This is a genomic window from Paracoccus sp. S-4012 (genome assembly GCF_009674885.1).
Lineage (GTDB): Bacteria > Pseudomonadota > Alphaproteobacteria > Rhodobacterales > Rhodobacteraceae > Paracoccus.
Genome location: NZ_WKKA01000005.1, coordinates 161,500 through 183,746, shown reverse-complemented (window position 1 = coordinate 183,746; position 22,247 = coordinate 161,500). Strand labels below are relative to the sequence as shown.

General features: G+C 69.8%; 21 protein-coding genes. 16 read left to right on the top strand and 5 right to left on the bottom strand.

All coding sequences use genetic code 11. The annotated features are described in order from the left end of the window. Window position 1 precedes the first annotated feature (1 nt). The 16 genes from GI374_RS09030 (at window position 2) to GI374_RS08955 (ending at window position 17,906) form a co-directional block, all read left to right on the top strand. Complete coding sequence (locus tag GI374_RS09030) at window positions 2-1,579, top strand: NADH-quinone oxidoreductase subunit M (RefSeq protein WP_154336736.1); 1,578 nt, start codon at window positions 2-4, stop codon at window positions 1,577-1,579. Window positions 1,580-1,595: 16 nt separating this feature from the next. Continuing rightward, window positions 1,596-3,092, top strand: coding sequence for an NADH-quinone oxidoreductase subunit NuoN (gene nuoN / locus GI374_RS09025; RefSeq protein ID WP_154336735.1), 1,497 nt, complete (start codon window positions 1,596-1,598; stop codon window positions 3,090-3,092). After that, window positions 3,085-3,846: a biotin--[acetyl-CoA-carboxylase] ligase gene (locus GI374_RS09020; RefSeq protein ID WP_229582985.1), complete on the top strand. Its 762-nt coding sequence runs from the start codon at window positions 3,085-3,087 to the stop codon at window positions 3,844-3,846. The genes nuoN and GI374_RS09020 overlap by 8 nt, the downstream gene beginning before the upstream one ends. A 5-nt stretch (window positions 3,847-3,851) precedes the next feature. Then, complete coding sequence (locus GI374_RS09015) at window positions 3,852-4,631, top strand: type III pantothenate kinase (RefSeq protein ID WP_154336733.1); 780 nt, start codon at window positions 3,852-3,854, stop codon at window positions 4,629-4,631. Continuing rightward, window positions 4,624-6,297 (top strand): ribonuclease J, encoded by a 1,674-nt coding sequence (locus GI374_RS09010; RefSeq protein ID WP_154336732.1) that lies wholly within the window; start codon window positions 4,624-4,626, stop codon window positions 6,295-6,297. Before GI374_RS09015 ends, GI374_RS09010 begins: the two co-directional genes overlap by 8 nt. Window positions 6,298-6,310: 13 nt before the next feature. Then, entirely contained in the window at window positions 6,311-6,991 is a 681-nt protein-coding gene (locus tag GI374_RS09005; RefSeq protein ID WP_370515243.1) for a tRNA (guanosine(46)-N(7))-methyltransferase TrmB, read from the top strand. 100 nt (window positions 6,992-7,091) lie between these two features. Next, the gene (aroA, locus tag GI374_RS09000) at window positions 7,092-8,429 is read left to right on the top strand and encodes a 3-phosphoshikimate 1-carboxyvinyltransferase (RefSeq protein ID WP_154336730.1); all 1,338 of its coding nucleotides are present in this window, start codon (window positions 7,092-7,094) and stop codon (window positions 8,427-8,429) included. Beyond that, window positions 8,426-9,214 (top strand): exodeoxyribonuclease III, encoded by a 789-nt coding sequence (gene xth, locus GI374_RS08995; RefSeq protein ID WP_195759887.1) that lies wholly within the window; start codon window positions 8,426-8,428, stop codon window positions 9,212-9,214. Before aroA ends, xth begins: the two co-directional genes overlap by 4 nt. Before the next feature lie 112 nt (window positions 9,215-9,326). Continuing rightward, window positions 9,327-10,451 (top strand): ABC transporter ATP-binding protein, encoded by a 1,125-nt coding sequence (locus GI374_RS08990; RefSeq protein ID WP_370515242.1) that lies wholly within the window; start codon window positions 9,327-9,329, stop codon window positions 10,449-10,451. Window positions 10,452-10,509: 58 nt separating this feature from the next. Then, a complete protein-coding gene (locus tag GI374_RS08985; protein ID WP_154336728.1) occupies window positions 10,510-11,598 on the top strand; it encodes an ABC transporter substrate-binding protein in 1,089 nt (362 codons plus the stop codon). A 91-nt stretch (window positions 11,599-11,689) separates the two neighbouring features. Beyond that, window positions 11,690-12,766 (top strand): ABC transporter substrate-binding protein, encoded by a 1,077-nt coding sequence (locus tag GI374_RS08980; RefSeq protein ID WP_154336727.1) that lies wholly within the window; start codon window positions 11,690-11,692, stop codon window positions 12,764-12,766. A gap of 8 nt (window positions 12,767-12,774) precedes the next feature. Continuing rightward, the gene (locus GI374_RS08975) at window positions 12,775-13,854 is read left to right on the top strand and encodes an ABC transporter substrate-binding protein (protein ID WP_154336726.1); all 1,080 of its coding nucleotides are present in this window, start codon (window positions 12,775-12,777) and stop codon (window positions 13,852-13,854) included. A 69-nt stretch (window positions 13,855-13,923) separates the two neighbouring features. Then, window positions 13,924-15,006 (top strand): ABC transporter substrate-binding protein, encoded by a 1,083-nt coding sequence (locus GI374_RS08970; protein ID WP_154336725.1) that lies wholly within the window; start codon window positions 13,924-13,926, stop codon window positions 15,004-15,006. Window positions 15,007-15,084: 78 nt separating this feature from the next. Further along, window positions 15,085-16,383, top strand: a complete 1,299-nt coding sequence (locus GI374_RS08965; protein ID WP_154336724.1) for an ABC transporter permease — start codon at window positions 15,085-15,087, stop codon at window positions 16,381-16,383. A 6-nt stretch (window positions 16,384-16,389) separates the two neighbouring features. Next, window positions 16,390-17,343: an ABC transporter permease gene (locus tag GI374_RS08960; protein ID WP_154336723.1), complete on the top strand. Its 954-nt coding sequence runs from the start codon at window positions 16,390-16,392 to the stop codon at window positions 17,341-17,343. After that, entirely contained in the window at window positions 17,343-17,906 is a 564-nt protein-coding gene (locus tag GI374_RS08955) for a hemerythrin domain-containing protein (RefSeq protein WP_154336722.1), read from the top strand. The genes GI374_RS08960 and GI374_RS08955 overlap by 1 nt, the downstream gene beginning before the upstream one ends. 72 nt (window positions 17,907-17,978) lie before the next feature. Here the strand turns inward: GI374_RS08955 and GI374_RS08950 are convergent, their stop codons facing one another. The 5 genes from GI374_RS08950 to tmk are packed head-to-tail and all read right to left on the bottom strand — an operon-like array spanning window position 17,979 to window position 22,241. Then, window positions 17,979-18,923: an AEC family transporter gene (locus GI374_RS08950; protein WP_154336721.1), complete on the bottom strand. Its 945-nt coding sequence runs from the start codon at window positions 18,921-18,923 to the stop codon at window positions 17,979-17,981. Window position 18,924: 1 nt separating this feature from the next. Continuing rightward, the gene (locus tag GI374_RS08945) at window positions 18,925-19,734 is read right to left on the bottom strand and encodes an MBL fold metallo-hydrolase (RefSeq protein ID WP_154336720.1); all 810 of its coding nucleotides are present in this window, start codon (window positions 19,732-19,734) and stop codon (window positions 18,925-18,927) included. Further along, window positions 19,731-20,528 carry a TatD family hydrolase gene (locus GI374_RS08940; RefSeq protein ID WP_154336719.1) on the bottom strand — a complete coding sequence of 266 codons (798 nt, stop codon included), beginning with the start codon at window positions 20,526-20,528 and terminating at the stop codon, window positions 19,731-19,733. The genes GI374_RS08945 and GI374_RS08940 overlap by 4 nt, the downstream gene beginning before the upstream one ends. Next, a complete protein-coding gene (locus GI374_RS08935) occupies window positions 20,525-21,643 on the bottom strand; it encodes a DNA polymerase III subunit delta' (protein WP_154336718.1) in 1,119 nt (372 codons plus the stop codon). The genes GI374_RS08940 and GI374_RS08935 overlap by 4 nt, the downstream gene beginning before the upstream one ends. A gap of 1 nt (window position 21,644) precedes the next feature. Then, entirely contained in the window at window positions 21,645-22,241 is a 597-nt protein-coding gene (gene tmk, locus GI374_RS08930) for a dTMP kinase (protein WP_154336717.1), read from the bottom strand. Between the last annotated feature and the right edge of the window lie 6 nt (window positions 22,242-22,247).

Genomic DNA, 22,247 nt, shown 5'->3' with positions numbered 1-22,247 from the left:
CATGACGAACCTGCTCTCGATCATCACCTTCCTGCCGATCGTCGCGGCGATCGTCCTCGCCGTTTTCCTCAGGGGCGACGAGGAAGGCGCCGGTCACAACGCCAGGTGGCTGGCGCTGACCGCGACCACCGCGACCTTCCTGATCTCGCTGGCGCTGCTCTGGGGGTTCGATCCGCAGAACACCGGCTTCCAGTTCGTCGAGGACCGCGCCTGGATTCTCGGGCTGCGCTACAAGATGGGCGTGGACGGGATCTCGATCCTGTTCGTGATGCTGACCACGGTGCTGATGCCGCTGGTGATCCTGTCGGCCTGGCATGTCGAGGACGGGGTCAAGCACTTCATGATCGCCTTTCTCGTCCTCGAGGGGCTGATGATCGGCGTGTTCACCGCGCTCGACCTGATCCTCTTCTACCTGTTCTTCGAGGGCGGCCTGATCCCGATGTTCCTCATCATCGGCATCTGGGGCGGGCGCGAGCGGGTCTATGCGGCCTTCAAGTTCTTCCTCTACACCTTCCTCGGCTCGGTGCTGATGCTGGTCGCGATGGTGGCGATGTATTTCGCGGCCGGCACGACCGACATCCCGACGCTGCTGACGCATCCCTTCGCGGCCGAGCCGATGCGCGTCCTCGGGCTGACCATCGTGGGCGGCGTGCAGACGCTGCTGTTCCTCGCCTTCTTCGCCAGCTTCGCGGTGAAGATGCCGATGTGGCCGGTCCACACCTGGCTGCCCGACGCCCATGTGCAGGCGCCCACCGCGGGCTCGGTCGTGCTGGCGGCGGTGCTGCTGAAGATGGGCGGCTACGGCTTCCTGCGCTTCAGCCTGCCCATGTTCCCGGTCGCCGCCGAGATCTTCCAGCCGCTGATCCTGTGGCTCTCGGCCATCGCCATCGTCTACACCTCGCTGGTGGCGCTGGCGCAGACCGACATGAAGAAGCTGATCGCCTATTCCTCGGTCGCGCATATGGGCTTCGTGACCATGGGCATCTTCGCGATGAACCACACCGGGCTCGACGGCGCGATCTTCCAGATGATCTCGCACGGCTTCATCTCTGGCGCGCTGTTCCTCCTCGTGGGCGTGATCTACGACCGGATGCACACGCGCGAGATCGACGCCTATGGCGGGCTGGTGAACCGGATGCCGGTCTACGCGCTCGTGTTCATGTTCTTCACCATGGCCAATGTGGGCCTGCCCGGCACCTCGGGCTTCGTGGGCGAATTCCTGACGCTGCTCAGCGTCTTCGGGGTCAACACCTGGGTCGCCGTGGTCGCGACCTCCGGCGTGATCCTGTCGGCAGCCTACGGCCTCTGGCTCTACCGGCGCGTCGCCTTTGGCGCGCTGGTGAAGGAGGGGCTGCGCGGGATCACCGACATGACCCGGCGCGAGCAGTTCCTGTTCGTGCCGCTGGTCGCGATGACCCTGCTGCTCGGCGTCTATCCCCGCCTCGTCACCGGCATCACCGGGCCGTCAGTGGCGGCGCTGCTGAACCATGTCGACGCCGGCATCCCGGCCGATGACGCGAGCCTGGCGGGGGTCGGCCTTGGGACGGCGGTCGAGACCGCCGCCCTGGGCGGGCATTGAGAAGGCGGAGAGAGAGATGACTGCACTCGATTTCGCCACCATCCTGCCCGAGGCGGGCCTCGCCCTCTACGCGCTCGTCGCGCTGATGGCGGGCGCCTTCTTCGGCAAGGACGAGGCTGCATCCGCGATCCTCTGGACGACGGTCGCCGCGCTCCTCGCGGCCGCCCTCGCCGTCGCCATGCGGCAGCCCTATGCCCCGGCCTTCGGCGGCATCTTCATCGATGACGGCTTTGCGCGCTTCTCCAAGGTGCTGATCCTCGTCAGCAGCGCCGCGGTCCTCGCCATGAGCGCCAACCACCTGCAGCGCTACGGCATGCTGCGCTTCGAGGTGCCGATCCTCTTCACGCTGTCCAGCATCGGCATGATGCTGATGGTGTCGGCCGGCGACCTGCTGATCCTCTACATGGGGCTCGAGCTGCAGTCGCTGTCGCTCTACGTCCTCGCCGCCATGCGCCGCCAGTCCGAGCGCTCCTCCGAGGCGGGCCTGAAGTATTTCGTCCTCGGCGCGCTGAGTTCGGGCCTGATCCTCTACGGCGCCTCGCTGGTCTACGGCTTCGCCGGCACGACCCAGTTCGGGGGCATCGTGCAGGTGGTGCAGGCCGGGCATCTGCCCACCGGGCTGCTCTTCGGGCTGGTCTTCCTGCTCGCCGGTCTCGCCTTCAAGGTCTCGGCGGTGCCGTTCCACATGTGGACCCCGGACGTCTACGAGGGCGCGCCGACGCCGATCACGGCGTTGCTGGCCTCGGCGCCCAAGGTCGCGGGCGTGGCGCTGATCGCGCGGCTGATGTTCGGCGCCTTCGGCCAGGTGCCGGAGGACTGGACCCAGATCCTGGTCGCGCTCTCGCTGCTGTCGATGTTCCTCGGCGCGTTCGCGGGGATCGGGCAGACCGACTTCAAGCGCCTGATGGCCTATTCCTCGATCTCGCATGTGGGCTTCGCGCTGATGGGCCTCGCCGCGGGCACGGCGCTCGGCGTCGAGGCGATGCTGATCTACATGGCGATCTACACCGTCATGAACGTGGGCGTCTTCGCCTTCATCCTGTCGATGGAGCGAAACGGCCATCCGGTGACCGACCTGCGCAGCCTGAACCTCTTTTCCCGAGACGAGCCGCTGCAGGCCTTTGCCGTCCTGGTGCTGATGTTCAGCCTCGCCGGCGTGCCGCCGCTGCTGGGCTTCTTCGCCAAGTTCGCGGTTCTTGCGGCAGCACTGGACGCGGGGCTCGCATGGCTGGCGGTGGCGGGGGTGATCGCCTCGGTGATCGCCGCCTACTACTACCTGCGGATCGTCTATTACATGTATTTCGGGGCCGAGAACGACCCGGCGACGACCCGCATGGGCACCTGGCAGGCGCTGATGCTGGGCGCGTCGGCGGCGATCCTGGTGTTCGGCGCGGTCACGATGTTCGGGGTGGACGATGCCGCCGCGGTCGCCGCGGGCGAGTTGGTGGCGCAGGTGCCGGCCCCGGCGCCCAGCCTCGACCCGGTGGCCATCGGGCTCGCGCCCGTTGACTGACGCCGCCGCCTGGCCCGAGGGCGTGGCCCGGCATGTCCTGGCCGAGATCGACAGCACCAATGCCGAGGCGCTGCGCCGCGCGCCGGAGCTGACCGGCCCGGCGTGGTTCCTCGCCCTCCGCCAGACGGCGGGGCGCGGGCGGCGCGGGCGGGCCTGGTCCGACCCGCCCGGCAACTTCGCGGCCACGCTGCTGACTTTTCCGGCGGGGCCGCCCGCCGATGCAGCCCGGCTCAGCTTCGTCGCCGCGCTCGCGCTCCAGGACGCGCTCGCGCAGGTCTGCGGACCCTCGGCGCGGTTGGCGCTCAAATGGCCGAACGACGTGCTGCTGAACGGCGGCAAGGTGGCGGGCATCCTGCTGGAGAGCGCCGGCTCGGGCCGCCGCCCCGCCGCGCTCGCCATCGGCATCGGCGTGAACCTCGCCCATGCGCCTGAACCGCAGACGCTGGAGCCGGGCGCGGTGCCGCCGGTCTCGGTCGCGGGCGAGACGGGGCACCACGTCGACCCGGAGACGCTCCTCGACCTCCTCGCCCCCGCCTTCACCGCGCGCGAGCGGGAACTGGCCCGCGAGGGCTTCGCCGCCACACGCGCCGCCTGGCTCGCCCGCGCCGCGCGGCTGGGCGAGACGATCACCGCCCGCACCGGGGCCGTCACCCGGCAGGGCCGCTTCGACGGCATCGACGCCACCGGCGCGCTGATCCTGACCACCGCTGCGGGGCGCGAGGCGATCCCCGCCGCCGACGTCCATTTCGGGTGAGGCCCATGCTCCTCTGCATCGACTGTGGCAACACCAACACCACCTTCGCGGTCTGGGACGGCTCGCGCTTCCTCGCCCAGTGGCGCATCTCCACCGATCACCGCCGCACGGCGGACGAGTATTTCGTCTGGCTTTCCGCCCTCAAGACGCTGGAAAAGCTCGACCCGAAGATCACCGACTGCATCATCAGTTCGACCGTGGCGCGGGTGGTCTTCAACCTCCGCGTCCTCTGCAACCGTTACTTCGACATCCGCCCGGTCGTCGTCGGCAAACCCGAATGCCTGCTGCCGGTGCCGCCGCGGGTCGATCCCGGCACCAATGTCGGCTCCGACCGGCTGGTGAACACGGTGGGCGCCTTCGACCGCCACGGCGGCGACCTGATCGTGGTCGATTTCGGCACCGCGACCACCTTCGACGTGGTGGACACCGACGGCGCCTATGTCGGCGGCGTGATCTCGCCCGGCGTGAACCTCAGCCTCGAGGCGCTGCACATGGGCGCCTCGGCGCTGCCGCATGTGGACGTGACCATGCCCGAGAAGGTGATCGGCACCAACACCGTGGCCTGCATCCAGTCGGGCGTGTTCTGGGGCTATACCGGCCTCATCGAAGGCATAAACCGCCGCATTCGCGCCGAACGCGGGCGGCCGATGAAAATCATTGCAACCGGCGGCCTCGCGCCGCTGTTCGCACAGGGCGCCGACCTCTTCGACGCCATCGAGGACGATTTGACCATGCACGGCCTGCGCCTCATTCACGACTTCAACCGGGAGCATGCCGATGGCTGACCGACTGATCTATCTGCCCCTCGGCGGTGCCGGCGAGATCGGCATGAACGCCTATGTCTACGGCTACGGGCCTGCGGGGCGCGAGCGGCTGATCCTCGTCGATCTGGGCGTCACCTTCGGCGACATGGACGGCTCGCCCGGCATCGACCTTATCATGCCGAACCTCACCTGGCTGGAGGAGAACCGCGACCGGCTGGAGGCGATCTTCATCACCCACGGGCACGAGGATCACGTCGGCGCCCTCGGCCTCCTCTGGGACCGGCTGAAGGTGCCGGTCTATTGCCGCAAGTTCACCGGCGCGCTTGCCCGCCTGAAGATGGAGGAGAACGGCCGCCCGCTCGACAGCCTGCGGATCGTCGAGCCGCGCCCGGCGGTGGTCGAGGCCGGCCCGTTCCGGGTCCAGTTCCTGCCGGTCAGCCACTCGATCCCGGAAAGCGCCGCGCTCATCATCGACAGCCCCGCCGGCCGCGTGATCCACAGCGGCGACTTCAAGCTCGACGGCACGCCCGTGGTGGGCGAGGCCTTCGACCCGATACTCTGGCACGAGATCGCCCGCGAGGGGCGCGGCGTGAAGGTGCTGACCTGCGATTCGACCAACGTCTTCTCGACTCATCCGGGGCGGTCCGAGGCGCTGCTGGCCAATCCGCTGCTCGACTTCGTCATGGGCCGCAAGCAACTGGTGGTCGCCACGACCTTCGCCAGCAACGTGGCGCGAGTGAAGACGCTGGCCGAGGCGGGGGTCGCGGCGGGCCGGCAGATCTGCCTGCTGGGCCGGGCGATGCGGAAGATGATCGGCGCCGCGGTCGAGACCGGCGTGCTGACCAGCTTCCCCAACACCATCGCGCCCGAGGAGGCGGCCAAGCTGCCGCGCGGCGAGGTGATGCTGATCGTGACCGGCTCGCAGGGCGAGCGCCGCGCGGCCTCGGCGCAACTGGCGCGGGGCCGCTATCTGGGGCTGGAACTGAAGGAGGGCGACAGCTTCCTCTTCAGCTCGCGCACGATTCCGGGGAACGAGCGGCCGGTGATCCGCATCATGAACTGGCTGTCGGAGAAGGGCGTGGACGTGTTCGACGCCGATTCGGGCACCTACCACGTCTCCGGCCACGCCAACCGCCCCGACCTTGAGGCGATCCACGACCTGCTGAAGCCGCAGATCCTGATCCCGATGCATGGCGAACACATGCATCTGCGCGAGCACATGAAGCTCGGCCGCGCCAAGGGCATCGCCTCGATGGTGGCGGTCAACGGCGACATGATCGACCTGACCGGCGAGCGGCCGAAGCTCGTGGACCAGATCGACACCGGGCGGACCTATCTCGACGGCACGGTGCTGATCGGCAGCATGGACGGCGTGGTGCGCGACCGCATCCGCATGGCGCTGAACGGCCATGCGGTGGTCTCGATCATCATCGACGAGGACGACCGCCCGCTGCCCGACGCCTGGGTCGAGTGCATGGGCCTGCCCGCGAAGGGCCGCTCGCGCGCGGATCTCGCCGCGCAGATCGAGGCCGAGCTGGCCGAATTCCTCGACCGCGCCGATCCGCGCACGGTGGCCGACGACGGGAAGATGGACGAGGCGATCCGCCGCATCACGCGGCAGGTGTCAATGGAGGAAGTGGGCAAGAAGCCCGAGGTCACGGTGGTGATCTCGCGGCTGGCGGAGTGAGGCCGCGCCGGCCGTGACCGCTCGCCCGCACCGCAACTTCTACGGCCGCCGCCACGGCAAGACCCTGCGGCCGAGCCAGAAGGGCTATCTCGCCGAGGACCTCGGCGAGCTGCGCCCGCGCGGGGTGTCGTGGGAGGAGAACCCCGAGCGCCGCCCGCTCGACCTCGCGGCCATGTTCGGCGGGCGGCCGGTCTGGCTCGAAATCGGCTTCGGCGGCGGCGAGCACATGGTGGCGATGGCGGCGCGCTACCCTGATGTGGGCATCATCGGCGCCGAGCCCTTCATCAACGGCGTGGCGATGCTGCTGGGGAAGATCCGCGCCGCCGGGGTCTCGAACCTCGCCGTGCATCCGGGCGATGCGCGCGACCTGATGGACGTGCTGCCCGACGCCTCGGTCGCGCGGGGCTTCCTCAACTACCCCGACCCCTGGCCCAAGGCCCGCCACCACCGCCGCCGCTTCGTGACGCGCGAACATCTCGGCCCGCTCGCCCGCGTCATGGCGCCGGGGGCGGAGTTCCGGGTGGCGACCGATATCCCCGACTATGTCCGGCAGGCGCTCGAGGAGGTGCCGGCGGCCGGGTTCACGCTGGTCTCCGAGGGCGCGGAGCCGTGGGCGGATTGGCCTTCGACCCGCTACGAGCAGAAGGCCCTGCGCGAGGGGCGGGCGCCGCATTACCTGACCTTCCGCCGCTGACGCGGCGGGCCTCCGGCGGGGATATTTGTCGGACAGAAGAAGGCATGGCGGGTCCCGGGCGGGCGCGCTATCCCTGCGGCCGAATGTGAGGGAGCCGTCCATGACCCATGCCGCACCGCAGCCGCTGACCGCCCGCCGCTCCGGCCCGCTCCATGGCGAGGCGCGGGTGCCGGGCGACAAGTCGATCAGCCACCGGGCGCTGATCCTCGGCGCGCTGGCCGTGGGCCGGACCGAGATCACCGGGCTGCTGGAGGGGCAGGACGTGCTCGACACCGCCGCCGCCATGCGCGCCTTCGGGGCGCGGGTGGAGCGGACGGGGGAGGGGCGCTGGACCGTGGACGGGGTCGGCGTCGGCGGCTTTGCGGAGCCTGCGGGGGTGATCGACTGCGGCAATTCGGGGACCGGCGTGCGCCTCATCATGGGCGCGATGGCGACGACGCCGATCACCGCGACCTTCACCGGCGACGCCAGCCTCTCGCGCCGGCCGATGGGGCGCGTGACCGATCCGCTGGCGCTGTTCGGGGCCAAGGTGGTCGCGCGCGACGGGGGGCGGCTGCCGATCACGATCCGCGGTGCGCTCGATCCGGTACCGGTGCGCTACCGCACGCCGATGCCCTCGGCGCAGGTGAAGTCGGCCGTGCTGCTCGCCGGGCTGAACGCGCCGGGCGAGACGGTGGTGATCGAGGCCGAGGCGACACGGGATCATACCGAGCGGATGCTGGCGGGCTTCGGCGCCACGATCCGCACCGAGGTCACGGCGGAGGGGCGGGTTATCACCCTGACCGGCCGCCCCGAGCTGCGCCCGCAACCGATCGCCGTGCCGCGCGATCCGTCCTCGGCTGCTTTTCCGACGGCGGCGGCCCTGATGGTGCCCGGCTCCGAGGTCCGCATCCCGGGCGTCAGCCGTAACCCGACGCGGGACGGCTTCTTCCTCGTGCTGGAGGACATGGGCGCGGACATCGCCTGGGAGAACGCGCGCGAGGAGGGGGGCGAGCCGGTGGCGGACTTGGTGGTCCGCCACGGCGGCCTCAAGGGCGTAGAGGTGGCCCCCGAGCGCGCCGCGAGCATGATTGACGAGTTCCCCATCCTTGCCGCCCTTGCCGCGACAGCGGAGGGGACGACCGTCATGCATGGCGTGGCCGAGCTGCGGGTGAAGGAGAGCGACCGGATCGACGCGATGGCGCGGGGGCTGGAGGCCTGCGGCGTAAGGGTCGAGGAGACGCGCGACAGCCTCACCGTTCACGGCATGGCCGAGGTGCCGGGCGGCGGCACCTGCGCCACGCATCTCGACCACCGCATCGCGATGAGCTTCCTCTGCCTCGGCCTCGCCTCGCGCGCGCCGATCACGGTGGACGACGCCAGCCCGATTGCGACCAGCTTCCCGGACTTCCTGCCGCTGATGCGCGGGCTTGGCGCCATGATCGGGGACGCGCCGTGAAGATCGCCTCCTTCAACATCAACGGCATCCGCGCGCGGGTTCATGCGCTGGACGCATGGCTCGCGGACGCCGAGCCGGACGTGGCGGTCCTGCAGGAGATCAAGACCGTGGACGAGGGCTTCCCGCGCGAGGCCTATGAGGATGCGGGCTGGCATGTCGAGACGCATGGGCAGAAGGGCTTCAACGGCGTCGCGATCCTCTCGCGCCTGCCGCTGGAGGATGTGAGCCGTGGGCTGCCCGGCGATGACGAGGACGAACAGGCGCGGTTCATCGAGGCGACCGTGGTCGGCAAGCGCGAGGCGGTCCGGGTCTCGAATCTCTATCTGCCGAACGGCAACCCGGCGCCGGGGCCGAAATACGACTACAAGCTGGCTTGGATGGAGCGGCTGCGGGTCCATGCTGAGGCGCTGCTGGCGACCGAGATGCCGACCGTGCTGCTGGGAGACTACAACGTCATCCCCGAGCCGCGCGACGTGGCCAAGCCCGAGAACTGGGTCGACGACGCCCTGTTCCTGCCCGAGTCCCGTGCGGCCTTCCGCCGCATCCTCAACCAGGGCTGGACCGACGCCATCCGCATCCGCGACCCCTGGGCCGAGCGCGGGCCCTATACCTTCTGGGATTATCAGCGCCTCGCCTGGGAGCGCGATCAAGGCATCCGCATCGACCACCTGCTGCTGTCGCCCCAGGCCGCGGACCTGATGCGCGACGCCGGGATCGACCGCGAGGTCAGGGGCCGCGAGAAGCCCTCGGACCATGTTCCCGTCTGGGTCGATCTCGACGCCTGAACGCCGCAGCGCAGAGACAAGCCTGTTGCATCCCCGGCCGCATCGCGCCTAGTTTCACGGGCAACGAGACGCGGAACGCGCCACGCGACCGACCACGGGGAGACGACAAGCGGTGTCATCGCAAGCCAGGGACGGCGGCTACGTCGTTTTCGACCACGTCCAGAAAAGCTATGACGGGCAGACCCTGGTCGTCAAAGACCTGAACCTCGATATCGCGCAGGGCGAGTTCCTGACGATGCTGGGGCCTTCGGGCTCGGGCAAGACCACCTGCCTGATGATGCTCGCGGGCTTCGAGACCGCCACGCATGGCGAGATCCGGCTTGACGGGCGCAACATCAACGACGTGCCGCCGCACAGGCGCGGCATCGGCATGGTGTTCCAGAACTACGCCCTCTTCCCGCACATGACGGTGGGCGAGAACCTGTCCTTCCCGCTGGAAGTCCGTGGCATGGGCAAACCCGAGCGCGCGGATCGCATCAGGCGGGCGCTCGACATGGTGGAGATGGGCGCCTTCGCGAACCGCCGCCCGGCGCAGCTCTCGGGCGGGCAGCAGCAGCGCATCGCGCTGGCCCGCGCGCTGGTTTTCGACCCGAAGCTGGTGCTGATGGACGAGCCGCTGGGCGCGCTCGACAAGCAGCTGCGCGAGCATATGCAGTTCGAGATCAAGGCCCTGCACGAGCGCCTGGGCATCACCGTGGTCTACGTGACCCACGACCAGGGCGAGGCACTGACCATGTCGGACCGCATTGCCGTCTTCAACGATGGCCGCATCCAGCAACTGGCGACCCCCTCAGAGTTGTATGAACGGCCATCGAACAGCTTCGTCGCCGGCTTCATCGGCGAGAACAATGCGCTGCAGGGCCGGATCGAGCAGCTGCAAGGGGACCACACGCTGGTGCGGCTGGGTGACGGCACGCTGATCGACGCGACGGCGGTCAACATCCGCGAGGTCGGCCAGCCGACCACCGTGTCAATCCGGCCCGAGCGGGTGGAGTTCAAGCCCGAGATGATGCCCCCCGGCGCCCATACGGTCGAGGCCGAGGTGCTGGAGGTCATCTACATGGGCGACATCCTGCGGACCCGGATGCGGGTCGCCGACAGCGACGATTTCGTGATGAAGAGCCGCAACACCGTGGGCCAGATCCGCCTCGCGCCGGGGCAGAAGGTCAAGGTGGGCTGGCACAAGCAGGATGCGCGGGCGCTGGACCCGGTCGAGGCCGGCTACATCCCCGCGTGACGAGACGACGCGCCGGCAAGGAACCGGCGCGCGACAACCCCGACAGGAAAGGGCTGCCATGAACTTCAAGACCTCACTGCTCTCCGGCCTCGCGCTCGCCGCGGCGACCGGCGGCGCGGCGCTGGCGCAGGGCAAGACGCTGAACGTCCTCGACTGGGGCGGGGCTTACGGCCAGTCCCACGCGACGGCCTACAACGCGCCCTTCACGCAGGAGACCGGCATCAACATCGTCGTGACCGACGCCGACAACCCCGCGGTGCCGATCAAGGCGCAGGTCGAGGCCGGCAACGTCACCGCGGACGTGGCTTCGGTCGAATATGCCGACGCCGTGCGCCTCTGCGACGAGGGCGCGCTCGAGATGATCGACCCGGCGATCCTCGCCCCCGCTGCGGACGGCACCCCGGCCGTCGAGGACTTCCTCGAGGGCGGCGTGACCGAGTGCTTCGTGGGCACCGACGTCTGGTCGATGGTCATGGCATATGACGACAGCAAGTTCCCCGACGCCAAGCCCGCGAGCCCGGCCGACTTCTTCAACGTGGCCGACTTCCCCGGCAAGCGGACCATGCGCAAGGGCGCGAAGTTCAACCTCGAATTCGCGCTGATGGGCGACGGCGTGCCGCCCGGGGAGGTCTATGACGTCCTCTCGACCCCGGAAGGGGTGGACCGGGCCTTCGCCAAGCTCGACGAGATCAAGGACAACGTGGTCTGGTGGGAGGCCGGGGCCCAGGCGCCGCAGCTTCTGGCCGATGGCGAGGCGACGATCGCCTATGCCTTCAACGGCCGGATCTTCAACGCCGCGATCGGCGAGGGCAAGCCGTTCAACATCGTCTGGGACGGCCAGGTCTACGAGATGGAGGGCTGGGTCGTGCCGAAGGGGGCGCCGAACCTGCAGAACGCGATGGACTACATCGCCTTCTCCACCACGCCCGAGCGCCAGGCCCGCGCCGCCGAGCTGATCAGCTACGGCCCGCTGCGCGCCTCGTCCAGCGCGCTCGTGGGCAATGTCGAGGGCAAGGACATCGCCATGGGTCCGCACCTGCCGACCGCGCCCGAGAACCTCGCGCTGGGCATCGGGTCGGACGCCGAGTTCTGGGTCGACCGCGACGCCGAGCTGACCGAGCGTTTCAACGCCTGGCTGGCGAACTGACCCCCGGGCTGCCGCGGCGCGATCTGCGCCGCGGCAGCCTTTCCTGTCGGAGAGGCCATCGGGCCCCGCATGGCCCGCGGAGGGAAAGCCCATGAGAACCGCATCGATCCTCGGCGCTGCGCTGACGCTTCTGGCGTCGCCGTCGCTGGCACAGGACATCAACATCACGACCTATGGCGGCGCCTTCGCCGAGGCGCTGAACGAGGCCTATACCAAGCCCTTCGCCGCCGAGACCGGCATCGGGGCGCGGATGATCGACAACTCGGACCCGCCGGCGAAGCTGAAGGCCGAGGTCGAGGCGGGCAACGTCACGAGCGAGGTCTATGACGTCGAGCAGTCGGACGTGATCCGCCTCTGCGACGAGGGGCTGATCGAGCCGATCGACCCCGCGCTGCTGCCGGCGGCCGCCGACGGCACCCCCGCCGCGGACGACTACCTGCCCGGCGCGCTGCATGAATGCGGCGTGGCGATCATGGTCTGGTCCACGGTCATCGCCTACGACACCGAGGCCTTCCCCGACGCCGCCCCGGCGACGGTGGCCGACTTCTTCGACCTCGAGACTTTCCCCGGCAAGCGCGGCATCATCAAGCGGCCGAAATACGCGCTCGAATTCGCGCTGATGGGTGACGGCGTGCCTCCGGAGGAGGTCTATGACGTCCTCGCGACCCCCGAGGGCGTGGACCGCGCCTTCGCCAAGCTTGACGAGATCAAGGACCAGGTGGTCTGGTGGGAGGCGGGCGCGCAGGCGCCGCAGCTGCTGGCCGACGGGGAGGTGTCGATGACGCTGGCCTATAACGGCCGGATCTTCGACGCCATCGTGGCCGAGGGCAAGCCCTTCGCCTTCATCTGGGACGGCCAGAACCTCGACATGGACTACTGGGTGATCCCGGTGGGCGCAGCGAATACCGAGGCGGCGATGAAGTATATCGCCTATTCCACGGACCCGGTGCGGCAGGCCGACCTGTCGAAATACATCGCCTACGGCCCGTCCCGCCTCTCGGCCGCGACGAATGTCGGGCTCTACAAGGACGGCACCACCGAGATGGCGCCCTACCTGCCGACCACGCCCGAGAATGCCGCAGTCGCGCTCGTCAACGACGCGGGCTTCTGGGCCGATCACGGGACCGAACTGACCGAGCGGTTCAGCGCCTGGCTGGCGGCGAACTGACGGTTGCAATGCAACGCCTCGCCCTCTCTATCTCGATCCTCGCCGCCTCCGCCGCCCAGGCGCAGGAACGGGTGGTGATCGACGTGCTGAACTGGGGCGGGGCGTTCGGCGAGGCGCAGATGGAGGCGATGGGGCGACCCTTCGCCGCCGCGACCGGCATCCATGTGAAGATGGTGGATGCCGACAGCCCGCCGGCGGTGCTGCAGGCGCAGGTCGAGGCGGGAAACGTCACCGCCGATCTGGCGAGCGTCGGTTTCCCCGACGCCACCCGGCTCTGCGAGGAGGGGCTGGTCCTGCCGATCGACCCCGCGAGCATCGCGCCCGCCCCGGACGGCACGCCTGCGGCGGAGGACTTCCTGCCGAACGGCCTCGGCGAGTGTTTTGTCGCCACCGACATCTACTCGATGATCGTCGGCTGGGACCGTCGCGCCTTCCCGGCGGGGCAGGGGCCGAAAACACTCGCGGATTTCTTCGACACCGAGGCTTTCCCCGGCCGCCGCTCGGCGCCGCGCGACCCGCAGTTCATGCTCGAGATGGCGCTGATCGCGGACGGGGTGCCGCTGGATCAGGTCTATGACGCGCTCGGCACCGATGCGGGGTTCGAGCGCGCGCTCGCGAAGCTCGACACCATCCGCGAGGACGTGGTCTGGTGGGAAGCCGGGGCGCAGCCCGCGCAGCTGCTGGCCGATGGCGAGGTTTCGATGGCGCTCGCCTATAACGGGCGCATCTTCGACGCCGCCGTGAATGACGGCATGCCCTTCGAGATCATCTGGGACGGGCAGGTCTACGAGATCGAGGGCTGGGTGATCCCCATGGGCGCCCCCGACGAGGCGGCGGCGCGCGACTTCGTGGCCTTCAGCACCGCGCCGGAGCCGCTCGCCCGACTGGCGGAGGAGATCAGCTACGGCCCGCCGCGACGGTCGAGCGCGGCGCTCGTCGGCACCTATCGCGACGGCAAGACGGAGATGACGCCACACCTGCCCACGAGCGAGGCCAACATGGCCCGCGCGCTCGAGGTGGACACAGAGTTCTGGGCCGACCTCGGCCCGCAGACCAAGGAGCGGTTCAGCGGCTGGCTGGCCCGCTGACGGGAGGACGGCGCCGCGGCGCCGAAACAAGCCGGCCCCGAAGCCGGCACACAGGGAGTACGAACCGAGATGAGGAAGATTCTGATCCTTTCCACCGCCCTCGGAATCAGCGCCGGTCTCGGCGGGATCGCCGCGGCCGAGGACACGAGCGTCGTGTCCTGGGGCGGCGCCTACGAGATGAGCCAGGTCGAGGGCTACAACAAGCCCTACACCGAGGCGACCGGCAACACCGTTCGCATGATCGCCGCCGACGACCCGGCCGTGCCGCTCAGGGCGCAGGTGGAGGCGGGCAACGTCACCTCGGACGTCTTCGACCTCGCAATGTCGGACGCCATCCGCCTCTGCGACGAGGGCGCGCTGATGGAGATCGACCCGGCCACGCTGCCGGCGGGCGCCGACGGCACCCCGGCGGTGGATGACTTCGTCGAGGGCTCGCTGCAGGACTGCGCGGTCGGCAACATCGTCTGGGGCACGGTGATCGCCTATGACACGACCAAGTTCCCCGACAACCCGCCGCAGACCGTCGCCGACTTCTTCGACACCGAAGCCTTCCCCGGCAAGCGCGGCCTGCCGAAATCGGCCAAGCGGACGCTCTATCTGGCGCTGATCGCGGACGGGGTGCCGGCGGCGGATGTCTATGACGTGCTCGGCACGCCCGAGGGGGTGGACCGGGCCTTCGCCAAGCTCGACACCATCAAGGACGACGTGGTCTGGTGGGAGGCGGGCGCGCAGCCGATGCAGCTGCTGGCCGACGGCGAGGTGACCATGACCACCGGCTACAACGGCCGCGTCTTCGACGCGATGGTGGGCGAGGGCAAGCCCTTCGGCGTGATCTGGGACGGCCAGTATCTCGAGATCAACGCCTTCGTGATCCCGAAGGGCGCGCCGAACCCGGAGGCGGGCCTCGAATACATCAAGTTCGCCACCGGCACGCAGCCGCTGGCCAACCAGGCCCGCTACATCAGCTACGGCCCGGCGCGGAAATCCTCGGCCCCGCTGGTCGGCCTCTACCAGGACGACAAGACCGAGATGGCGCCGCATATGCCGACGACGCCTGAAAACGTCGCCACGGCCGTGACCGACGACCCGACCTTCTGGGCCGACCACGACGCCGAACTGACCGAGCGCTTCAACTCCTGGCTGGCGCGCTGACGCAAGACCGGCCGCCGCCCGCGACGGGGCGGTGGCCGCCCATCCGCCCCGACCGGCGGCACGACACGAAGGACCGGAATGGCCAACGCACTTGATCCCCATGCCGCGATCGTCGTCCAGGCCTCGGCCGCGACGCCGGCGCCGCTGACCACCGCGGACGGCCAGCCGCTGACCCGCGCCCTCGCCCGCAGCCAGCGGGTGGCGCGGCGCCGCGCCTTCATGCTGGTGTTGCCGCTGCTGGCCTTCATCCTCGTCACTTTCGCACTGCCCATCGGCCAGATGCTCGGCCGCTCGGTCCATAACGACGGCTATTCGGCCAACATGTCGCGGATGGCCGCGTGGTTCGCCGCGAACCCGCCCGGCACCGAGCGCGAGGAGGCCGCCTTCGAGGCGCTGGCGCGCGACATCTCGGACGCCGCGGCCGCGCGCACGATCGGCATCGTCGGCACCCGGATCAACTACGACGTGCCCGGCACCCGCTCGCTCTTCACCTCGTCGGGGCGGCAGCTGCGCGAGTTGCCTGATCCGCCATTCCGCAAGGCCATGGTCGAGATCAACCCGCAATGGGACAACGACCGCCTCTGGGTTGCGATGCGCAGCGCCTCAACGGCGGTGACCGGCAACTTCTACCTCGCCGCCGTGGACCGGACCCGCAACGAGGACGGCGCCGTGATGCGGGTGGCCGAGAACCAGCGCGTCTATCTGATGCTGTTCTGGCGGACCTTCATGCTGTCGCTGCTCATCACCGGGCTGACCTTCGTGCTGGGCTTCCCGATCGCGCATCTGCTGGCGACGCTGCCGACGCGCAGGTCGAACCTGCTGATGATCCTCGTGCTTCTGCCGTTCTGGACCTCGCTTCTGGTCCGCACCACGGCCTGGATCGTGCTCTTGCAGCAGCAAGGCGTGGTCAACGACATCCTCGTCTGGCTAGGGGTGATTGGCAACGGCCAGCGGTTGCAGATGATCTACAACCAGACCGGCACCATCGTCGCCATGACCCATATCCTGCTGCCCTTCATGGTGCTGCCGCTCTATTCCGTCATGCGCACCATCAACCCGAGCTATGTCCGCGCCGCCCGCAGCCTGGGCGCGACCTCATGGACCGCGTTCCGGCGGGTCTATTTCCCGCAGACGCTGCCGGGCTTCGGCGCCGGGGCGCTGCTCGTCTTCATCCTCGCGGTCGGCTACTACATCACGCCGGCGCTGGTCGGCGGCTCGTCGGGGCAGCTGATCTCGAACATGATCGCGGTCCACATGACCGACACGCTGAACTGGTCGCTGGCCGCCGCGCTCGCAGCACTGCTGCTGGCGGGCGTGCTGGCCCTCTACTGGATCTACGACCGGCTGGTCGGCATCGACAACCTGAAGCTGGGGTGACGGATCATGGCGCTGCCCACCTATGCCTCGCCGCTCGAGCGTGTCTGGCACTACACCTATCTGGTGATCTGCTTTGCGATCTTCTTCTTCCTGATCGCGCCGATCATCGTCATCATCCCGCTCAGCTTCAACGCCGAGCCCTATTTCACCTTCACCCCGAAAATGCGCGCGCTCGACCCGGACGGGTTCAGCCTACGCTGGTATGACAACCTGCTGACCTTCGGCATGGCGCAGCCGGACTATCCGCGCGACGCGAACTGGTGGGCGGATGTCTGGCGCAACTCCAAATGGGTGAACGCGGCCAAGAACTCGTTCATCATCGGCGTGTTCGCGACCATCATCGCCACGGTGCTGGGAACGCTCGCCGCCCTGGGCCTCTCGCGGCCCGAGATGCCGGCGCGCCGGGCGATCATGGCGATCCTGATCTCGCCGATGATCGTGCCGCTCATCATCACCGCGACGGGGATGTTCTTTTTCTACTCGAACCCCTGCGCGCCGCTGGCCTGGATCGGGCTCGAGCCGGCCTGCGGAAGGCTGGCGGGAACCTATCTCGGCGTGATCCTCGCCCATGCGACGCTCGGCGTGCCCTTCGTCATCATCACCGTGACCGCGACGCTGGTCGGCTTCGACCGCTCGCTCAGCCGCGCGGCGGCGAGCCTCGGGGCGAACCCGCGCACGACCTTCTTCAAGGTCATCATGCCGCTGATCCTGCCCGGCGTGATCTCGGGCGCGCTGTTCGCCTTCGTGACCAGCTTCGACGAGGTGGTGGCGGTGCTGTTCATCGCCGGCCCGGACCAGCAGACCATCCCGCGGCAGATGTGGAACGGCATCCGCGAGCAGATCAGCCCGGCGATCCTCGCTGTCGCGACGCTGCTGGTGTTCTTCTCGATTGCGCTCCTGACGGTGGTCGAACTCCTGCGCCGCCGGGGCGAGCGGCTGCGCGGCGTCACGCCAAGCTGATGGCGCTTTCCGAGGACGACGTGATCGCCGGCCGCGGCCGCCCCGAGCCGCCGGCGATCGAGGGGTTGACGCCGTTGCAGGAGTTGGACGGGCGCGGGCTGGCGGCGATCCACCGCCTCTATCTGCGCGACCTGCGCGGGATCGAGGTGCTGATGAACGACATCCGCGCCGGGCTGGCCCATCCGGCGGAACTCGCGCCCGCGGTGCGGGGCATGCCGATGGCCGAGAACCTCCGCCTCTTCGGCACCGCCTGCGGCGCCGCCTGCCGGGCGCTGACGAATCACCACATGCTCGAGGACATGTGGCTGTTTCCCGAGGTGGCCGAGCGGGCCGAGGGGCACGGGCCACTTGTCGCCCGCCTGAAGGCCGAGCACGAGGTGATCGAGGCCGGGATCGAGGCGCTTGCGGTCGCGGCCGAGCGGCTGGCCGAGGCGGCAGTGGCCGAGCATTTTGCGGACTGCGCGAGGCTCTACGCGCGGCTGCTGGCGGTGGTGCGCTCGCATTTCGGCTACGAGGAGACGCGGCTTGCCCCGGCGATGGGGGCGCACGGGATCAGGGTATAAGGACGCGATGCGTGGAAACCACGCCCCCTGCGGGCGCGTAGGGTGCGTGCTCTGCACGCACCATCCCGCGCGTTACGGCAGCACCGACAGCCAGAACGCCGCCGTCACGATCGTCGCCGCCGTCCCGATCAGAACCGACGAGGCCGCCACCCGCATCGCCACCCCATACATCGCCGCGAAGAGGTAGGCGTTGACCCCCGACGGCATCGCCGCCGTCACCACCGCCGAGCGGAGCCCGTCCGTCCCGACCTCGAGCGCGCCAGCGACGCCCCAGGTGATCGCCGGATGCAGGAGCAGCGAGGCGGCAACGCAGACCGCGATCATCCCGGCATCCCCCGCCGGCCGGTAGCGGTGCAGCACCCCGCCTAGCCCGAACAGCGCCGCGGGGATCGCCGCCCGCGCCATTATCCCGACCGCGTCCCACGCCCCTTGCGGCAGCACCAGCCCGGCCGAGAGCGCGAGATTCAGCGCCAGCCCGGCCATGATGCCGATGACCAGCGGCGTCCGCAAAACCCCCATGAGCGCCCGAAGGGCCACGCTCCCGACCGAGAGCCGCTGCCCGCGGGCGCGGGTGAACTCCATCACCGTGATGCCGAAGGTGTAGAGCAGCGGCGAATGCATCGCGATGATCGCGAAGTTGCCGGCGAGCGCCGCCTCGCCATAGGCGCGCTCGGTGATCGGCAGGCCGAGGAGCAGCGTGTTCGAGAACATGCAGACGAAGCCGATCGCCACGGCATCCTCGGACCCGCGGCCGAAGGCGAAGCGCGCGGCGGCCCAGCCGGCGAAGTAGCCCGCGAAGGCGCCCGCGTAGAAGGCCGCGAGCATCGCCAGATCGAAATCGAGCGAAAGGTCCAGCCGCGCCATCGACTGCATCAGCAGCACCGGCACGGCGAAGTTCTGCGCGAACCGCTGCACGCCGTCGATCGCGGCGTCGCCGAAGAGGCCGAGGCGCGCGGCGGCATAGCCGAAGCCGAGGACCAGGAACACCGGCAGGATGACGTCGATGAGGGCGACCATCTCAGCCGCTGGTCTCGATCACCATGCCGTCAAAGGCCGGGACCACGTTCTCCGGCGTCTCGGCCATCAGCCGCTCGTAGTCGAGGTCGTGGTGCAGGTTCGTCAGCACTCCTCGCGGCACGCCCGAGCGCGCGAGCCATTCGAGCGCGAGGGCGAGATGCGCGTGGCTCGGATGCGGGTGATAGCGCAGCGCGTCCACGACGAAGACCTCGGCCCCCTCGATCAGCGGCCAGGCGGCGTCGGGGATTTCCAGCACGTCGGGCAGGTAGACGAGGCCGCCCGCGCCCTCGGCGGTGATGCGGAAGCCGAGCGCGGGGATGTCGCCGTGGCTGACCTCGAAGGGCGCGAAGCGAATCTCGCCGCCCTTGCCCTCGACCATGATCGGCTGGTCCTCGATCCGGTAGAGGCGGCAGACTGGCGGGTAGGAGGATCCCGGCGGGGTCTCGAAGATGTAGCCGAAACGCTTCTGCAAGGCCCGCGCGGTCGGCGCGTCGGCCCAGCTGCGGACCATCGCGCGGGCGTTGATCGCCACCTGCCGCAGGTCGTCGATGCCGTGGATGTGGTCGGCATGGGGATGGGTCCAGAGCACGCCGTCGAGCGTGCGGACGCCTGCGTCGAGCATCTGCGGCACGAAATCGGGGCCGGTGTCGATCAGCGCCGTGGTGGTGCCGCCCCGACCCACGCGCTCGACCAGCAGCGAGCAGCGGCGGCGGCGGTTCTTGGGATTGCTCGGGTCGCACGCCCCCCAGTTGCCACCGATCCGCGGCACGCCGCCCGAGGAGCCGCAGCCGAGGATCGTCGCGCGGATCATCGGGCTTTCGGGAACAGGCGGTCGAAATTGGCGGACGTCGCGGCGGCGAACTCCGGGTATTCGAGACCCCAGAGGGGCGCGAGTTTCGCCGCCGTCAGGGCGGTGTAGGCCGGCTCGTTGCGGCGCCCGCGATGCGGCGGCGGTGCGAGATACGGTGCGTCGGTTTCGACCAGGATGCGGTCGAGAGGCGCGGCGGCGAAGATGGCGCGCAGTTCTTCCGAGCGGGGGAAGGCGGCGATGCCCGAGGCGGAGAGATAGAAGCCGAGGTCGAGCGCCGTGCGCGCAAGCGCCGCGCCGGAGGTGAAGCAGTGCATCACGCAGGTGAAGGCCCCGGCCGCATGTTCCTCGGAGAGGATGCGGGCCATGTCCTCGTCGGCGTCCCGGGCGTGGATGATGAGGGGCAGGCCGGTGCGGCGCGCGGCTTCGATGTGGATGCGCAGCGAGGTCTGCTGCTGCGCGGCGCTTTCGGCGGTGTAGTGATAGTCGAGTCCGGTCTCTCCGATGCCCACGAATTTCGGATGCGCGGCGAGGGCGGTCAGCGCTTCCACCGTCGCCATCGGCTCCTCGGCCACGGCCATTGGATGCGTTCCGGCGGCGTAGAAGACGCCGACATGCGCCTCGGCGATGGCGCGGACGGCGGGTTCGGCGGCGAGGCGGGTGCAGATCGTCACCATGCGCGTGACCCCGGCGGCGCGGGCGCGGGCGACGACCTCGGGCAGTTCGTCCGCGAAGTCGGGGAAATCGAGGTGGCAATGGCTGTCGACCAGAGGCGGCAGCGCGGCGGCTTCACTCATGCGGGCGCTTTCTGTCCGTGCGCGGCCGGAACCTGCGCGAGCGTCAGCAGCATATCCATGACGAGCGCCGAGGGGTCAAGGTTGACCGCCCGCCCGGCGCGGGCGCGGGCCGAGGTCTCGGCCTGCGCCGTGGCCCATGCGCGCGAGGCATCGGCGTCCGGTGCGAGGCGGGTGAGCAGTTCGGCCTCGGCTTCGGCGGCTTCGGGGAAGGGCGCGCCGAGCAGGCCGGTGCGAGCGAGCCGGCCGAGGAAGCGGTCGAGCAGCGTGAGGGTCAGGTCGAAGGGATCGCCCTCGGCCGAGGGCCGCGCACCCGCGGCTGCTGCGAGACGGGCGGCCGCCTGACGGTCCATGCGTGGCAGGGTGGCGAAGAGGTCCACGATCTGCTGGTAAACCGCGAGGCCGTCCTGCCCCGTCAGCCGCAGCGCCTCGCCGACCGACCCGCCCGAGAGCGCCGCCAGGCGGGCCGGGTCGCCTTCGGCGCCAAAATCCGCCAGCACGCCCGCCATCGCCTCGGGCGCGAGCGGCGCGAGCCGCAGTACCCGGCAGCGTGAGCGGATCGTGGGCAGGAGCCGCGCGGGCTGATGCGCAACAAGGAAGATGGTGGCGTCCTTCGGCGGCTCCTCCAGCATCTTCAGCAGCGCGTTCGCGGCTGAAGGGTTCAGTTCGTCGGCGGCGTCGATGATGGCGACGCGGCGGCCGCCCTCGGCGGCGCTGAGGTGGAAGAAGGAGAGCAGCTTGCGGATTTCCTCGACTGTGATCTCGGCCCGCAGGCGGCTGGCCTTCTCGTCCCAGGGGCGACGCACGAGGGCGAGGCGCGGCTCGCTGAGTGCGCGGATACGGCGGGCGGTCGCGTCGTCCGGCGGGACGGTGAGGTCGTCGGAGGCGGCGCCCGAGAGCAGCCAGCGGGCGGCGGCCCAGGCGAAGGTGGCCTTGCCGGTGCCGCGCGGGCCGGTCAGCAGCCAGGCGTGGTGCAGGCGGCCAGAGCGGGCGGCGTCGACGAAGGTCCGGGTTGCCTCGTCCTGCCTGATGACGGCGTGAGCCTCGCGCGGATGCGGGGCGCCGGGGACGCGGTCGGGCTCGGGCGGCGGATCGGGTTCGGCGGGGGCGCGGGCCATGTCAGAGCACCGCGCGGATGCGGGCGGCGACGGCATCGGCGGTCCCGGTCGCGTCGATCACGCGAATACGCGCCGGGTGCGCGGCGGCGAGCGCGAGAAAACCCTCGCGCAGGCGGGTCTGGAACGGCAGCCCCATGCCCTCGAAACGGTCCTCGGACCCGCCGCGCGCGGTGCCGCGGGCGAGGGCCTCGGCGGGGTCCATGTCCAGCACGAAGGTTCGGTCGGGCTCGACCCCGATCATCAGCGCGTGGAGCGCGTCCACCGTCGCGGCGAGGTCGGCCCGCGCCGCACCCTGATAGACGCGGGTCGAATCGGCGAAACGGTCGGTGACGACGCTCTCGCCTGCCGCGAGCGCCGGGCGGATCAGCCGCTCGACATGGTCGCGCCGGGCGGCGGTGAAGAGCAGGCATTCGGTCTCGGGCGACCAGCGATCGGCGCGGCCCTCGACCAGCAGGCGGCGGATCTCCTCGGCGCCGGGCGAGCCGCCGGGCTCGCGGGTGAGGTGGACGGTGCGACCCTCCGCGAGCAAGGCCTCGGCCAGAAGGCGGGCCTGCGTGGACTTGCCGCAGCCGTCGATGCCCTCGAAGCTGATGAACAAGGGCGC